14 protein-coding genes are annotated in these 14,982 nt (G+C 55.9%); 8 read left to right on the top strand and 6 right to left on the bottom strand.

Features of this window, described 5'->3' with window-relative positions; translation table 11 throughout:
- Nucleotides 1-4 precede the first annotated feature (4 nt).
- The 6 genes from FS819_RS24970 (at nt 5) to FS819_RS24995 (ending at nt 6,731) form a co-directional block, all read left to right on the top strand.
- A complete protein-coding gene (locus FS819_RS24970) occupies nt 5-1,762 on the top strand; it encodes an FAD-dependent monooxygenase (RefSeq protein WP_156550195.1) in 1,758 nt (585 codons plus the stop codon).
- Nucleotides 1,763-1,998: 236 nt separating this feature from the next.
- Nucleotides 1,999-3,279, top strand: a complete 1,281-nt coding sequence (locus FS819_RS24975) for an ABC transporter substrate-binding protein (RefSeq protein WP_234624823.1) — start codon at nt 1,999-2,001, stop codon at nt 3,277-3,279.
- Between the two features lie 58 nt (nt 3,280-3,337).
- Nucleotides 3,338-4,057, top strand: a complete 720-nt coding sequence (locus FS819_RS24980) for an ABC transporter ATP-binding protein (RefSeq protein WP_156550197.1) — start codon at nt 3,338-3,340, stop codon at nt 4,055-4,057.
- Entirely contained in the window at nt 4,057-4,779 is a 723-nt protein-coding gene (locus tag FS819_RS24985) for an ABC transporter ATP-binding protein (protein ID WP_156550198.1), read from the top strand. Before FS819_RS24980 ends, FS819_RS24985 begins: the two co-directional genes overlap by 1 nt.
- Nucleotides 4,766-5,629 carry a branched-chain amino acid ABC transporter permease gene (locus tag FS819_RS24990; RefSeq protein WP_156550199.1) on the top strand — a complete coding sequence of 288 codons (864 nt, stop codon included), beginning with the start codon at nt 4,766-4,768 and terminating at the stop codon, nt 5,627-5,629. The genes FS819_RS24985 and FS819_RS24990 overlap by 14 nt, the downstream gene beginning before the upstream one ends.
- A 10-nt stretch (nt 5,630-5,639) precedes the next feature.
- Nucleotides 5,640-6,731 (top strand): branched-chain amino acid ABC transporter permease, encoded by a 1,092-nt coding sequence (locus FS819_RS24995; RefSeq protein ID WP_156550200.1) that lies wholly within the window; start codon nt 5,640-5,642, stop codon nt 6,729-6,731.
- A gap of 29 nt (nt 6,732-6,760) precedes the next feature.
- Here the strand turns inward: FS819_RS24995 and FS819_RS25000 are convergent, their stop codons facing one another.
- The 4 genes from FS819_RS25000 to FS819_RS25015 all read right to left on the bottom strand — a co-directional run bounded on the left by FS819_RS25000 (nt 6,761) and on the right by FS819_RS25015 (nt 9,961).
- Nucleotides 6,761-7,303 carry a carboxymuconolactone decarboxylase family protein gene (locus FS819_RS25000; RefSeq protein ID WP_156550201.1) on the bottom strand — a complete coding sequence of 181 codons (543 nt, stop codon included), beginning with the start codon at nt 7,301-7,303 and terminating at the stop codon, nt 6,761-6,763.
- An 18-nt stretch (nt 7,304-7,321) separates the two neighbouring features.
- The gene (locus FS819_RS25005) at nt 7,322-8,095 is read right to left on the bottom strand and encodes an IclR family transcriptional regulator (RefSeq protein ID WP_156534761.1); all 774 of its coding nucleotides are present in this window, start codon (nt 8,093-8,095) and stop codon (nt 7,322-7,324) included.
- Between the two features lie 155 nt (nt 8,096-8,250).
- On the bottom strand, nt 8,251-9,186 hold the full coding sequence (locus FS819_RS25010; protein WP_156550202.1) for a fumarylacetoacetate hydrolase family protein: 936 nt from the start codon (nt 9,184-9,186) through the stop codon (nt 8,251-8,253).
- A gap of 172 nt (nt 9,187-9,358) precedes the next feature.
- Nucleotides 9,359-9,961 (bottom strand): heme-binding protein, encoded by a 603-nt coding sequence (locus FS819_RS25015; protein WP_322192767.1) that lies wholly within the window; start codon nt 9,959-9,961, stop codon nt 9,359-9,361.
- Nucleotides 9,962-10,223: 262 nt separating this feature from the next.
- On the opposite strand from FS819_RS25015, the gene FS819_RS25020 reads away from it, so the two are divergent.
- Complete coding sequence (locus FS819_RS25020; protein WP_156550243.1) at nt 10,224-11,705, top strand: MmgE/PrpD family protein; 1,482 nt, start codon at nt 10,224-10,226, stop codon at nt 11,703-11,705.
- A 37-nt stretch (nt 11,706-11,742) separates the two neighbouring features.
- On the top strand, nt 11,743-13,155 hold the full coding sequence (mhpA, locus tag FS819_RS25025; protein ID WP_234624797.1) for a bifunctional 3-(3-hydroxy-phenyl)propionate/3-hydroxycinnamic acid hydroxylase MhpA: 1,413 nt from the start codon (nt 11,743-11,745) through the stop codon (nt 13,153-13,155).
- 436 nt (nt 13,156-13,591) lie between these two features.
- Here the strand turns inward: mhpA and FS819_RS25030 are convergent, their stop codons facing one another.
- Both FS819_RS25030 and FS819_RS25035 read right to left on the bottom strand, forming a co-directional pair.
- Nucleotides 13,592-14,446, bottom strand: a complete 855-nt coding sequence (locus FS819_RS25030) for a fumarylacetoacetate hydrolase family protein (RefSeq protein WP_156550206.1) — start codon at nt 14,444-14,446, stop codon at nt 13,592-13,594.
- A 59-nt stretch (nt 14,447-14,505) separates the two neighbouring features.
- Nucleotides 14,506-14,880 (bottom strand): carboxymuconolactone decarboxylase family protein, encoded by a 375-nt coding sequence (locus tag FS819_RS25035; RefSeq protein WP_498724686.1) that lies wholly within the window; start codon nt 14,878-14,880, stop codon nt 14,506-14,508.
- Between the last annotated feature and the right edge of the window lie 102 nt (nt 14,881-14,982).

The following is a 14,982-nucleotide window of genomic DNA, read 5'->3' on the forward strand; positions in this document are numbered from 1 at the left end:
AGAAATGGCAGACATTACAACGGATGTGCTGATTATCGGCACTGGACCGGCAGGATCGGCAGCGGCAGCCCTGCTATCGACCTACGGGATCAACAATATGGTCGTCAACCGCTACCGCTGGTTGGCCAATTCGCCACGCGCCCACATTACCAACCAGCGCGCCATGGAAGTGCTGCGTGATCTTGGCCGTGATGTGGAGGACGAGGCCTATCTGTTTGCGACGCATCAGGATTTGATGGGCGAAAACATTTTTTGCGAAAGCTTGGCCGGTGAGGAAATTGGCCGCCTGAAAGCATGGGGCAATCATCCCCTGAGCAAGGCTGAACATCTGATGTCGTCTCCGACGAAGATGAATGACTTGCCGCAAACTTTCATGGAGCCTTTGCTGTTCAAGGTGGCTTGTTCGCGCGGAACGCAAGCGCGCATGTCCACCGAATATCTACGCCACGAACAAAATGCCGAAGGCGTGCTGACCACCTGCAAGGATCGGCTTTCAGGACATGAACTGACCATTCAGTCGAAATATCTGATCGGAGCCGATGGCGCAAAATCGCTGGTGGCCGAGCATGCCGGTCTGCCGTTTGAAGGCAAAATGGGTGTCGGCGGCTCGATGAACATCCTGTTCAAGGCCGACCTCACCAAATATGTCGCGCATCGTCCTTCGGTTCTCTACTGGGTCATGCAGCCGGGTGCCGATGTCGGCGGTATTGGCATGGGGCTGGTGCGCATGGTGCGCCCTTGGAATGAATGGCTGATCGTCTGGGGCTATGACATCAACGGGCCTGAGCCGGAAGTGACAGCGGAACTGGCCACCGGCGTTGCGCGGCAGCTGATCGGCGATCCTGATTTGGAAATTGAACTGTTGGCGGCCAACACCTGGACCGTGAACAATTATTACGCCACCCGCACCTCCAATGGCCGCGTGTTCTGCGTTGGCGATGCCATCCACAGGCACCCGCCATCCAATGGTCTCGGCTCAAACACCTCGATTCAGGATTCCTTCAACCTTGCGTGGAAGCTTGCCATGGTTCTGAAGGGTCAGGCTGGCGAGGGCCTGCTGGACAGTTTCAACGTCGAACGCGCCCCAATCGCCAAGCAGATCGTGAGCCGCGCCAATCAGTCGATTGGCGAAACAGGGCCGATTTTCGCAGCACTTGGCATGAGTGAAGGCGTCGATCCAGAGCAGATGCAGAAAAATCTTGAAGCCCGCACGGATGGAACCGAGGCTGCCGAACAGCAACGCGAGGCCATTCGCAAGGCAATCGCCTTCAAGAAATACGAGTTTGACGCCCATGGCATCGAAATGAACCAGCGTTATCGGTCCGATGCCATCGTCACCGACGGGCAAATCGAACCCGATTTCCTGCTGGATGCCGACCTTCATCACCAACCAACCACTTGGCCGGGTGCACGCCTACCGCATGCGTGGCTCTACAAACACGTTGGGGGTGCCGAAGTATCCACCCTCGACCTGTGCGGCCATGGTAAATTCACGCTGCTGACGGGTCTGGGTGGAAAAGCCTGGGTTGACGCCGCAGCAGCGGTGGGCAGTGAACTGGGCATGGAAATCAACGCCCATATGATCGGCCCGCGCCAAACCTATGTTGACCCCACCGGCGACTGGGCGCGGTTGAGCGAGATCCGAGATACCGGCTGCGTTCTTGTTCGCCCCGACCACCATGTTTGCTGGCGCAGCACGGCAGCCAGCGGCACACCGGCGGACGACTTGCGCCGTGTGCTGAGGCAGATTCTGGCTCTCTAAACCAGCAATGGCACCGAGATGATCGGTGCCATTCGACGGGCATCTTATAACGTGATGACATATTTATCACGAGGATTCAGATCAATTATGTGGTTGCTGGCTGTTAGCTTTTGATCTGGGACGACGGGAATTGGGGGAGGAGACCCATTCCAAAAGGTGCGCGTGCGTGATGCCGACGGCGACCGCATTCAAACAGAGGTCAACGCGCGGGGAGGCGCATGACAATGGGAAGATCGATATTCACCAGACGTGATTTTATCAAGACAACAGCCGTCAGTGGCGCTGTGCTTGCAACCTCGGGCTTGGCAACGCCCGCGATTGCCAAGGACGTGGCCATCAAACTTGGCTATGTCAGCCCCCAGACTGGCCCGCTGGCAGGCTTCGGCGAAGCCGACAAGTTTGTCGTTGATGCGTTTATGACAGCAACCAAAGCCATGGGCCTCAACTATCAGGTGATCGTCAAGGACAGCCAGTCGAACCCAAACCGGGCCGCGCAAGTGGCCAAGGAATTGATCGTCGATGACGAGGTCAATTTGATGCTGGTCTCCTCGACACCCGAAACGACCAATCCTGTCTCAACCACCTGCGAGGGGGAAGGTATTGCGTGTATTTCCACCGTCGCACCTTGGCAATCCTGGTTCATTGGCCAGCAGGGCAACCCCTCTGATCCGACAGGTTGGAAGCCTTTTAAATATGCCTACCATTTCTTCTGGGGGCTGGAAGATATCATCGCGGTTTACACCGGCATGTGGAGCCAGCTTGCGACCGACAAAAAGGTCGGCGGCCTGTTTCCCAATGATGGTGATGGCAATGCCTGGGGTGACAAGGTTGTCGGATTCCCGCCAGTTCTCGAAAAGCTTGGCTATTCACTGACGGACACCGGGCGCTACCAGAACCTGACGGATGATTTTTCCGCCCAGATCAACGCCTTCAAGCAGAAGAACACCGATATTCTGACCGGGGTGATGATCCCGCCGGATCTCACCACCTTCTGGAATCAGGCCAAACAGCAGGGATTGAAGCCGAAAATCGCCTCCATCGGCAAGGCGCTGTTGTTTCCGCAGGCCGTGGAAGCGCTCGGCAATGCCGGGCACAACCTCTCCACGGAAGTCTGGTGGACACCGTCGCATCCGTTTAAATCCTCGCTCACTGGCCAAACGTCGGCTCAGGTCGCGGCGGCCTTCACCAAGGCAACAGGGCGTCCCTGGACGCAGCCTATCGGCTTTGCCCATGCGCTTTTCGAGCTCGCCGTCGACGTCATGAAGCGGGCGGAGGATGTAAGCAACGCCGATGCCGTTGCCAAGGCGATTGGTGCAACCAAACTGGATACACTGGTCGGTCCCATTGCTTGGGGCAGCGACAAGCTGCCACCTTTTGCCAGCAAGAATGTGGCCAAGACACCCCTTGTCGGGGGGCAATGGCGGCTCAAGACCGGCGGCGGCTATGACCTTGTGGTGGTCGAGAACGGCCTCGTTCCGTCTGTGCCGCTCGGCGGCAAGCTCGAACCTCTCGCGTGAGTGCAAGCGCCCCGCTCCCACACTGGAGAGCGGGTTCGTTTTCAACAGGAGCCTTTGGATGCCAATCCTTGAACTGAGTGGCGTGTCGAAATCGTTTGGTGCCATTGTGGTTGCTGACAACATTGATTTTGCCGTGCGGGAGGGCGAGGCGCTGGGCGTGATTGGGCCGAATGGCGCGGGTAAATCCACGCTGTTCAATCTGATCAGCGGCAATCTTTCGGTCGCGTCTGGAACAATCCGGTTTGATGGCCGCGACGTGACGACCATGCCGCCCATGCAGCGTTGTTTTGCCGGAATGGGGCGGACTTTCCAGATTCCCCAGCCCTTTGAGCGGCTCACCGTCTTTGAAAACCTCTTGGTTGCGGGGGCCTTTGGCGCGCAGTCCAATGAAGCAGAAATGACCGATTTCTGCGCCACCATTCTTGTTGAAACCGGCTTGATTGCCAAGGCCAATGCACTTGCAGGCTCCTTGGGCCTGCTGGAGCGCAAGCGGCTGGAACTGGCCCGCGCACTGGCCACAAAGCCAAAACTGCTGCTTCTGGATGAGATCGCGGGTGGATTGACGGAAGGCGAATGTCGTCAACTCGTCGCCACCATCCGAAGCGTTCACCAGCGGGGCGTCGCAGTCATCTGGATAGAACATGTGCTGCACGCGCTGACAGCCGTGGTGGAGCGCATCCTTGTGCTGAACTTCGGCCGGGTGCTGGGAATTGGCGAACCGCAGGCGATCATGGCCTCGCGTGAGGTGCGCGAAATCTATCTGGGTCTGGAGGTATGATGACCAGTCTGCTCGAAACACGTGGCCTTACGGCATTCTACGGCGATTTTCAGGCTCTGTTCGGCGTCGATCTCAGGCTGGACGCCGGAGAAACGATTGCAGTGATTGGGGCCAATGGCGCTGGAAAGTCCACCTTGATGCGTGCCATTGTCGGGGTTCTGACGTCTGAGCCAGACGCCATCCTGCACCAAGGCGTGCCTATCGGTGCCTTGGCGGCACCCGATGTGATGGCGCGCGGCATTGCGCTGGTGCCGGAAGGGCGCAAGCTTTTTCCCTCGCTCACCGTCGAGGAAAATTTGCTGATTGGCCAATATGGCCGCACGGTCAATGGCCCATGGTCGCTTGCCAGCATTTACGAGCTTTTTCCCGTTTTGCAGGAACGCCGCCACCAACCTGCGACAGCGCTTTCCGGTGGTCAACAGCAAATGGTTGCGATTGGCCGGGCGCTGATGTCCAATCCAGAGGTCCTGTTGTGCGATGAGCTGAGCCTCGGCCTTGCCCCGGTGGTGATCAAGGATATCTATGCCGCATTCCCACGCATCCGCGCCGCAGGTGCTGCCATCATCATTGTCGAGCAAGATATTGGCCAGGCGCTGAAACAGGCAGATCGCGTCTATTGCATGATGGAGGGTCGCATCACCCTGACGGGCCGCCCATCCGATCTCGACCGCAACGACATTCATGCCGCGTATTTCGGAGCCGAATCCCATGAACTGGCTTGATACCATTGTGCAAGGCGTGCTGCTGGGCGGCCTCTACGCGCTGTTTGCCGCAGGCCTCAGTCTCGTCTTCGGCATCATGCGACTGGTCAATCTTGCGCATGGCGACCTGATTGTCCTCGCCTCTTTCCTGATCCTGGTGCTCGCCAACACCTTCGGGATCAACCCGTTTCTGGCAGCCCTGATTGCCATCCCGCTGATGTTTTGTCTTGGCTGGCTATTGCAGACCTATCTTTTGAACCGCACACTCGGCAAGGACATCCTGCCGCCACTGCTGGTCACGTTCGGCCTCTCCATCGTGCTCCAAAACGGCCTTCTGGAAGGCTTCACCGCCGATAGCCGCCGTCTTTCAACAGGCGTGCTGGAAACCGCATCGCTGCCTTTGGCAGGACTGAGCATTGGCATCATGCCGCTTTTGACATTCGGATCGGCGATCATCGTCATTATCGCCCTCAACCAGCTGATCTATCGCACCTCGCTTGGTCGGGCTTTTCGGGCCACATCCGATGATCCGGTGACGGCTGGCATGATGGGGGTGCGTCCGCACCGTATCTTTGCCATGGCAACAGGGCTTGCCATGATTGTGGTCACCATCGCGGCTCTCTATCTCAGCACCCGCGCCAATTTCGACCCAACGGCAGGGCCATCGCGGCTGATCTATGCCTTCGAGGCTGTCATTATTGGTGGCCTCGGATCACTGTGGGGCACGCTGGCGGGCGGCGTTGTTTTGGGTATCGCCCAAACGCTAGGTGCCGCCATCAATCCCGAATGGCAGATTTTGGCGGGCCACATCGCCTTCTTGATCGTGCTTCTGGTCAGGCCACGCGGCCTGTTTCCACGCGCCAATGATTGAGGATCAGCAGATGACATCCACCAACATCGCGCCAACCCAAAAGAATGGTTCAAGCGGCTGGCGCATTCAAACCCGAACACGGCTGTCTTCGGCCTTTACGATCGGACTCGTGCTGGTGTTTGCAGTGCTGGCCTTCGCGCCGTTTTTCGTGTCGCGTGGCACAGTGCAAAATCTGTTTTACATCCTCACAATGCTGACATTGGCGCAGAGCTGGAACCTGCTTGCCGGATATGCAGGATTGATTTCGGTTGGGCAGCAATTGTTTGTCGGTTGTGGAGCCTATGCGCTGTTCGCAATGGTCATTCTGCTTGGCGTCAATCCGCTGATTGCCATTCCACTGGCGGGCGTTTTCGCCATGATCGTCGCGCTGCCCACCGCTCTCTTCACCTTCCGTCTCCACGGCTCCTATTTCGCCATCGGCACCTGGGTGATTGCAGAAGTGGGGCGGCTGGTATTTGCCCAATGGAAAACGCTGGGCGGCGGCACGGGCGCATCGCTGCCGCGCGAGGCAACCCGCGATATGTTTGGCGTTTCCACCATCAGCACAGTGTTCGGCATGAAACCGGCTGTTGCACTGGATTCACTGGCCTATTGGCTCGCCCTGTTGCTGACGGGTTTCACCATCGTTTTTGTCTATCGGCTTTTGCGCAGCAAGCAGGGACTTGGACTTGCTGCTGTGCGCGACAATGAAACAGCGGCAACGGCACTCGGCGTGGACGCCCTTCGTCTGAAACTGACAATTTATCTTCTCACGGCAGCTCTAACCGGCATGACTGGCGCACTGATCTATCTTCAGAAAGCCCGAATCTCGCCGGATGCTGCCTTCTCCCTCACCGATTGGACAGCCTATGTGTTGTTTATCGTCGTGGTGGGGGGAATCGGTACCATCGAAGGGCCTATCGTTGGTGTGATCATTTTGTTTTTCCTGCAAAATCTCCTGTCAGATTTTGGCTCATGGTATCTTTTGTTGCTGGGAGCGCTTGCAATTGTGACGATGCTGTTTGCTCCACGCGGCATCTGGGGTCTGTTCTCAGAGCGTACCGGCATTGAGTTTTTCCCGGTTCGCCGGTTGTTGCGCGGTGGAACGAAAAACAAAAACTGACCGCACCAACAAGCCGTGCAAGGATCAGTTCACCGCAAGTCTCCAGACCCCTCTTCTGCCCCGATCTCAAAGGCATTGAGGGTCATAGCAACAAACGTGTAGTAGCCAACAACACCCACGAGTTCTGCTAGGCCCGCTTGCCCCAGCGCCGTCACAGCCTCGTCATGGAGTGGGCTTGGGATGAAGCGGGTCTCCAACAATGTCTTGGTATAACAATAGACGATGCGGGCTTTATCGCTTGGAAAGGCGGGCGTTGTGCGTGTTCGGATTGCCTCGATAACATGCGGTTCAATGCCCGCTTTCAACGCTTCCCGTTTATGCGCATCCCATTCGAAAATAGCACCCCAATCTCGCGCAACCACAAGAATCGCAAGTTCGGACAGATCAGCACCAAGCTCTGTGTTATAGCGAACGAATTCACCAAGACGTTGCGCCCTTGCGCCCAATTCAGGGCTGTGGATCCAAGCCCTGAGCGGTGCCGGAATGTGACCACGTCGGCCAGATTTTGCTTCCTCGGCCACACTTTGCTGTGCCGGAGACATGTCTTCCAATTGTAGATCGGTCAAACGCATGCGCGTATTTCCTGATTTTCACGACAGCAGGAGGGCTTTCGCCTGAACTTCACGGTTGCCGCGCATGGATGTTTCGATCTGCCGGGCCGCATTCATCGCCATATCGATCAGCAGTGCTTTTTCCATAAGATCAAAACGCGAGCGCGTTGTTAAAATCACCAGAGCCGCCGGGTCGAGTGCGTCACCGACAGGGACCGGAACCGCGATGCCTGCGGCATTCGGGTCAAGCTCGCCGATCGAGACAACATGGCCGTCATTTCGATATTTCAGCATTTGCTTGCGAAATTCTGGCCATGTGGCTCCAAGCCCCGCCTCGGCTATTTCCGCCCCATAGAGATCATAGAGCTTCTTGAGTTGCGAAGCTGTCATGGACGCCAGCAGAACCTTTGATCCGCCACCGCGAAACAGCGGCATCGGCCGTCCCCGACCAAAAGCGATTTGACCTGTTTCATGCGCCAACTCCTGGTGAACGGCCATTATCTTCGTACCATACATGCTGGCCAGCAGCACATCACAGCCCGATTCCTGCGCCACCCGCACCATAACCGGCCGACATGCAATCAGCAGCGGGTCGCACTGGCGGATATAGTAATCAAGCTCAATCACGCGCGGACCAAGAGAATAGCCCCCCTCTGCGCGACGCAACAATCCAGCGTCACAAAGTTCCTTCACATAGCGATAGCCGGTGGGACGAGAATGCCCGCAATATTGTATGATCTCATCAGCAGACCAAATCGGCCTATCAACCGAAAACAGATCCAGGATCAGGAGCATTTTTGTTAGACTTGACATGCGGGCTCGCGTGTAGAGTTGTTTGCGCCGATCCGTGTGGGCCATCGCAACGTTGCGACACATCTATCCCACGCAAAGAGACTCGACCCAAAAAACTGCACGCTAATCATCGAAGGCAAGGTGTGCAAGGTGCCCACCTCCCTCCCCGGATCACATCATGGACTGACGGGCGCATGTTTGCCTGTCAGTTGAACCGCTGGGCCCTTCACGCCTTTGGCCATAAGCTCAACACGTGTTTCGCGTGGCCAGGTTCTCTTCAGGTCATCGCGCACATTGATTGCCAGCCTACCAAGGCCTTCGACTTCCAACTCAACGCTATCTCCATCCTGAAGTGCATTGAGACCCCGGTGATTGGTGCCTGTGGCCACAACATCGCCCGGCTCCAAAACCTGGATATGGCTTAGCCACTCAATGCAACGCGGGATCTTGTGCGCCATATCATCGGTGTTGAAATCCTGCTTGAGCGTGCCATTGACCCAAAGGCGAACCTGCAAGGATTGCGGATCCGGGATTTCATCGGCGGTGACGATCCAGGGACCAATCGGAGCAAACGTGTCACGCGATTTCATCTGAAAATAATTGTTCTTTTCAGGAAGTGTGCCACGCGCTGAACCATCGATGAAGTTCACATAACCGAAAACATAGTCGCGCCAGTTTTCAGCAGAAACCTGATGCGCACGCTTGCCGATCACCAAAGCCAACTCGGCTTCCCCTTCAAAGGTCCTTGCCGGAATATCCGGCAGGACCATGGTTCCGCCCGGCCCGATGACCGCTGTTGGTGCCTTGTGGAACGCATTGATGGCGGGCGGCTCCGCAAGTGTTCCGTCCTCCATATAGTTGACGGCCATGCAGACGATATTGCCGGGCTTTGGCAGAGGCGCTCGCAGCTCAACCGATGCCAGGCTGATGGGTTTGCCGGCGTCTGCAGCGGCTTCCAACGCGCTGCGAAACTCATCAAACCGCTCGATCAATCCTTGCATGAGGTCGTGTGGCCCCACATGCGCAATTGTCTCGACTGCGGACGAAACGTCGATGATGACATCACCTCGCACGACGCCAAGTTTGTAGGAATCGAAAAATGCAAGTTTCATGAAGATGATCTCTAAGCTAGAGTTTATCGAGGATAAAATGGAACCCGGCTTCCTGAAAAGACAAACGAAAACAAGACAATCCAGATTCTGTCCGGCTCAATCTGAGCCGGACAGAGTCCAGTGCCACGTCAACGCGCGCTCGATTGCCGATCCGGCACTTTACGCCGAAGCGTTACTGGGTTTCCAAGATCTTCTGCTTCAGCTTTTCATTGAAACGATCGCGCCACTCATTCAATGGCTGGAAGTCTTCATGCGCACGATTGGTTGCCTCGGATATGCGATAAATCTCGTCGGCAGGAAGGGTAAAATCGACCGGATCGGCACAAGGCTGTTTGACATACCATTCCGTGTCGGTGAAATATTCCAGCCGGTTGCCCTCAGGGTCCGGGAAATAGATTGACCAGGCAATGCGTTCATCCTGATGGGACTGAACCCCAGACACGCCGATTCCTCCCAAGCACCATTTTTCCACCATGATCGGAAGCCCACCCTGAATCGGCAATCCGTATGAAAGTTTGAGAAAAACGGGTCTTTCTGCAATCCTTTCCTCCATATCCTTTGATTTTCGCCGGGAAATTGCCGCCATTTTTGCTTTTCCGATGGCGATTTCGCTGGTGGCAGAGCCGGTGCCATCCATGCGCTCAAGACGAAGCAGAGCACCACCTTCGTCAACAATGGCGATTGTGACACTCCAACTGTTTGCTTCGGCGCATCTGCGGGCTGCCTCGCACATCAGAATTATGTCCATTTCATTCAGGTGTGGCCTCATATGCATGTGTCGTTTTCTCCTCAGAAATGAAAGCCTGTCGTAAAATCAATCAAATCTCACAATATTAGATTAATTGACATTTTTAAAGAGGCGTGCCAAATCTTTGAGCGTCGCTGACGCGTCGCGACCTCACTCTGGGGGGAGTTCATGTTTTTCCGCGGTCATAAAATCAATCTGGCTTCAATGCGCCCGGGCAGGACTTCGTCCTTCCTGCAAGCAGATGGCAGCCAAGCCAAACTCTTCAAGAACACGCAAAGGGAACCCATCGATGACCACGTTGATTGACGACGTTTCCAAACGGATCACTTCAGGAGCACCCTTTCGGCAAGATCCCCTTGTTTCGCAGGGCCTGTCTATCCACGTCCTCGACACTATCGGTGCATGGATTGCGGGGCGTGCGACACGAGAAGGCCATCGTCTTTCACTGCTAAGGGATGCGAAAGCCCAATCATTGGCACCACTGACGCGCTCAACATTGGACACGATTGCACTTCGGGTCGCCACGGCGCGGCTCAGCGAGGTGGACGATGTGCATATGCCCTCATGCACAACGCCGGGCGCGATTGTGGTTATGACGGCTTTATCTTTGATGGCGGATCTGGCAGATCGCGCGGACGCCATTCTGTTTATCGATGCACTGCACGCGGGATATGAGATCATGACCCGCCTTGGCGAGGCGGTGTCCGGTCCTGATATATTGCACAAGGGCATCTGGCCCACCTATCTGCTCGCACCGGTCACGACGGCCGCAGTCACCGCAAAGCTTTTGGGCTTGGATTGGGAACGGACAGCGCATGCCCTGGCCATTGCGCTTTCCACATCGAGTGGAAGGCCGGGAGGCAGCGTGAGTGGCGGGGTCGTTGGCGGCGCGGGAACCTCTGCGCGTTGGTTGCTCGCGGGCCTTGCCGCAAAAACCGGCTGCATTGCAGCCCTTAGTGCCTCAAAAGGCTTCAATGGCGATAGAAACTTCATGGATGGAGAGTGGCCCGCGCGAAGCCACGGCGTGACATTGCAGAAGCCCATTCTCCTGAATGTCTTTGAAGGTCAGGCCGCTGTCCTTGGCACCAGTATCAAGCCTTATTGCGCAGCCAAGCACGCCATCGCCGCCATCGACGGCTTTCAAATGCTTCTGAAGCAGGGCATTCCGCTTGACGCTGTGACCAAGGTTGTTGTGAAAGCCCCGCCCGTGCATGCTGGCATGATCGGCCATCATGACGTCAGTTTGAGCCGCCTTTCTCGTATTACCAGTTGCAGCTATAATCTTGCACTGGCGGCGTTTTGGCCGGATAAATTGCTCGATATCGAGCGAACCGATGCCGTGACTGACCCAGCGGTGGTGGAGTTTGCAAAAAAGGTGGAGGTTCTTGCCGACCCTGAACTGGCGCGCCAATGCCCTCAAAATTATCCGGCGACCATCGATCTTTTCAACAATGAGCGGATTATTGCTTCAATTGCCATATCGGACGCCCTCGGCGACCCCGCCAAACCATTCGATCTTGATTTGGCTCGAGGAAAATTTCGCCGTCTCGCACGCGGTATCATCAGCGAAAGCCTGGCGGTGCGCATCGAGCAATGCTGTCTGGACTTGAACAATCCAACGGCCGGGCCGGAACTGGCAGCAATCATGACGGAGATAGACAATTCACTGACACCCAAAACGGTGGCAGACCATGACAGGGAAGACATGAAAAACGCCGGAATCATATCGGCCACAGAACTGGAGAGGAAAGACTATGGTAGGGTCAGTTGATGTCGTCATTGTAGGATTGGGTCCAACAGGTGCCACCTTGGCAAACCTGCTGTGCAGCATGGACCTGACGGTATGCATCGTTGAGGCCGATGAAACGATGTTTACGCTGCCGCGCGCGACCCATTTTGATGGTGAGGTGATGCGGGTGTTTCAAACAATCGGGCTTGCAGACAAGATCAAGCCCGACACACACGTCAATCCCGGCATGACCTTTATCAACGCGCAACATGAAGTCATCCTGCACTGGCCGCGTCCCGCCGAAGTGGGGCCGCAGAATTGGCATGGAAGTTATCGCTTTCACCAACCGGCGCTGGAAACCGTGCTGCGCGAGGGCCTCAATCGTTTCCCGCAAGCAAAGGTGTTATCCGGCTGTGAAGTCCTTTCAATCGAACAGGGCGAAGACGGCGTTATCGCACAATACCGTACCCGCAAGACGGGCGAAACCGCGTCAATCAAGGGCCGCTACCTTGTTGGATGTGACGGCGGACGATCACCTGTTCGTGGCATGATCTCGAGCCAGCTTGAAGATCTCGGAAGTCACGAGCGGTGGATCGTGGTCGATCTGCTGATGAACCGGGACGTTGAAGGCCTGACCGACGGCACGGTTCAATTTTGCAACCCGGTGCGCCCCACAACATTTATGCGTTGCGTCAAGAATCGGCGCCGGTGGGAATTTATGGTGATGCCCGGGGATGATCTTGAGCAGCTTCTGACGCCGGAGGGCATTTGGGGTCTTCTGTCGCCTTGGCTCACACCCGATGATGGCGAGATCGAACGTGCGGTGACCTATTTCTTCCACGCTGTCATGGCCAAGCCATGGCGAGTGGATCGCGTACTTCTTGCCGGAGATGCCGCGCACCAGACACCACCTTTCCTTGGTCAGGGGCTTTGTGCTGGCATCAGGGACAGTTCCAACCTCGCCTGGAAACTCGCCAGTGTGATCAAAGGCACCGCATCGGAGGCTCTCCTCGATACGTATGAACAGGAACGAGCGCCACACGTTCGCAAATATATTGAGAATGCCATACAGATCGGCAGTATCATTCAGACAGTTGACCCTGAACTGGCGCGCGAGAGAGATGAGAACCTGGCCAAGGGTGGACGGTTTATCACCTCAATCAACGCGCAACTTGGTGCGGGATTGCATGGATCAGAACCGCTCCCGGCGGGAATGATTTCGCGGCAACCAATCCTGAAGTCCGGTCGCCCGTTAGATGACGTGGTCGGCAATGCTTTCGTAGTTCTCGGCGCGAAGGATGTGCTGGACAAGGTGTCACAAGACACGCGCAGGCGATGGGATGACATCGGTTTGGTCTGCCTTGCTGATGAAGGTAGCGACTATTTGGCCGAGATTGGGGCGATGGCCATTATCATTCGGCCCGACCGTTACATATTGGGGATCGCCAATAGCCCGCAGGACCTTGATCGTATCTCACAGTCTATCCCATAATCGCCGCTGGCCGTCTGCAAATGGCAATTTCTGCGCTTCCGGTACTCACGTACATTAAGTACGCTCCGTTCCGGTTCTCGAAATCACCATTTTCGCCAGGCCAACGGCAATTCTTGAACAGACTGTCAGAATTGCTTCCCACTTGGGGTCAGCAGACAGACATGATTGGGATGGCGGCGCAAAGGTAAAATTTCCATCGGCAGCCCTTTTGAGGCCGTTCAGCGTCACTGATCTGGATGCTGAATGGCCTCAATTTCATTGGATCAGGCTTTAATTCCGGATCGGATAAAAAGGAAATTATCCAACGACTATAAAGCATTATAGCGCTGGCACTCTCAACGGTGCACAACGCTATAATAGAAAACAGATAAGTATTGCTCAGAGGATATCGAACACGGCAATAAAGCCGTATCCGATCATTTTCCTCATAGGATTTTTATAGCTGCTCTGCCTTGATCGAGTTGCGCAAGATGCCAATTTCGGAGATCTCAACTTCAACAATGTCTCCATCCTTGAGGAAAAGTTGCGGGTTGCGGCGAACGCCGACGCCACCGGGCGTTCCCGTAACAATCACATCGCCCGCTTCCAGCGGGGTAAAGATTGAGCAATACTCGATAATTTCCGGGATAGAGAAAATCATCTGGCTGGCGTCCGCGCTTTGGACTTCTTGTCCGTTAACGCGTGTCTTGAGGTGCAGCGGCGCGTTGTCAGGAATTTCGCCGCGCGTTGACATCCATGGGCCAAAGCCGCCCGTTTGATACCAGTTCTTGCCCGGCGTCCATTGCCCGGTGTGGCCCTGCCATTCGCGAATACTGCCGTCATTATAAGGCGCATAGCCGGCAATATGGCTCCAGGAATCCGCTTGCGATATCCGGCGACCGGGTTTGCTGATGATGATTGCAATCTCCCCTTCATAATCGAATGTGTGGGATTCGGGTGGAGCCACCAAAGGCTGCATATGGCCAATCTGGCTGGCTGGGAAACGCGCAAAAACCATCGGCTTCTTGCTGGGGTCTCTGCCAATTTCGGAGCGGTGCGCCTCATAATTCACGCCGATGCAGATGATTTTCGGCGGGTTGGGGATGACCGGAAGAAACGTAATATCCGTAAATGTATAGTCCGGCTTTGCGCCAACACATGCCCCTTCAAGTTCAGGAAGTGCATCTGCTTCAAGCACTGCCAGAAGATCTGCATAGCGCCCTTCAAACTTGCGCCCAAGATCGATAACGCCGTCATCAATGACAGCACCGAAGCTTTTGCGGCTCTCGATTTCAAAACTTAGTAGTTTCATGTCTTACGCACTCCTGTTTGTGCCGGTTCTGGGATTGATCATTCACGGTTGACCGGCAATCAAAGTCTTCCGGTCGCGGGGAGTGGAAACTCCTGCAGGAACGGCGCATATTCCGGCTCCAGATCAATCTCGATGGCTGCCATGACGCGGACGAGACCGATATATTCGCCGATGGTGACCAGCAGGTCCACGAGGTGCTCGCTGCTAAGGGCTTGCGCGAGTTGATCGAAACGCTCCCCGGAGAGCGTGATGTGATCTGTGAGTTCTCTTGTTGCCGCCAGCACCACCCGCGCCAGCGGCTCCAGGTGTGTCTCGCCACCTTCGCTCTCCACACCAATCGCCCGGATATCGTCCCGGCTCACCCCAAAGGAAAGCGCCACATCAACGTGATGCGCCCATTCATAGGCAGAGCGAGTGCTGTAGCCAACTTGCAAGATTGCCAGCTCCCGCAGGCGCGGGTTCAATCCACTTTGATGGCGGAAATACATTCCCCTTGCGGCAACAAGATTCGCCAGAACAGGACTATGCGCAACGGC

It is taken from the genome of Allorhizobium sp. Av2, assembly GCF_021462805.2.
GTDB lineage: Bacteria > Pseudomonadota > Alphaproteobacteria > Rhizobiales > Rhizobiaceae > Allorhizobium > Allorhizobium vitis_G.

What these genes read in the sequence shown, in the direction of transcription:
- FS819_RS25020 (WP_156550243.1), top strand. Translation starts at nt 10,224, where the DNA reads ATGACCACGTTGATTGACGACGTTTCCAAACGGATCACTTCAGGAGCA.
- FS819_RS24970 (WP_156550195.1), top strand. Translation starts at nt 5, where the DNA reads ATGGCAGACATTACAACGGATGTGCTGATTATCGGCACTGGACCGGCA.
- FS819_RS25015 (WP_322192767.1), bottom strand. Translation starts at nt 9,961, where the DNA reads ATGCATATGAGGCCACACCTGAATGAAATGGACATAATTCTGATGTGC.
- FS819_RS25005 (WP_156534761.1), bottom strand. Translation starts at nt 8,095, where the DNA reads ATGTCAAGTCTAACAAAAATGCTCCTGATCCTGGATCTGTTTTCGGTT.
- FS819_RS24980 (WP_156550197.1), top strand. Translation starts at nt 3,338, where the DNA reads ATGCCAATCCTTGAACTGAGTGGCGTGTCGAAATCGTTTGGTGCCATT.
- FS819_RS25010 (WP_156550202.1), bottom strand. Translation starts at nt 9,186, where the DNA reads ATGAAACTTGCATTTTTCGATTCCTACAAACTTGGCGTCGTGCGAGGT.
- FS819_RS24995 (WP_156550200.1), top strand. Translation starts at nt 5,640, where the DNA reads ATGACATCCACCAACATCGCGCCAACCCAAAAGAATGGTTCAAGCGGC.
- FS819_RS24985 (WP_156550198.1), top strand. Translation starts at nt 4,057, where the DNA reads ATGACCAGTCTGCTCGAAACACGTGGCCTTACGGCATTCTACGGCGAT.
- FS819_RS24990 (WP_156550199.1), top strand. Translation starts at nt 4,766, where the DNA reads ATGAACTGGCTTGATACCATTGTGCAAGGCGTGCTGCTGGGCGGCCTC.
- FS819_RS25030 (WP_156550206.1), bottom strand. Translation starts at nt 14,446, where the DNA reads ATGAAACTACTAAGTTTTGAAATCGAGAGCCGCAAAAGCTTCGGTGCT.
- FS819_RS25000 (WP_156550201.1), bottom strand. Translation starts at nt 7,303, where the DNA reads ATGCGTTTGACCGATCTACAATTGGAAGACATGTCTCCGGCACAGCAA.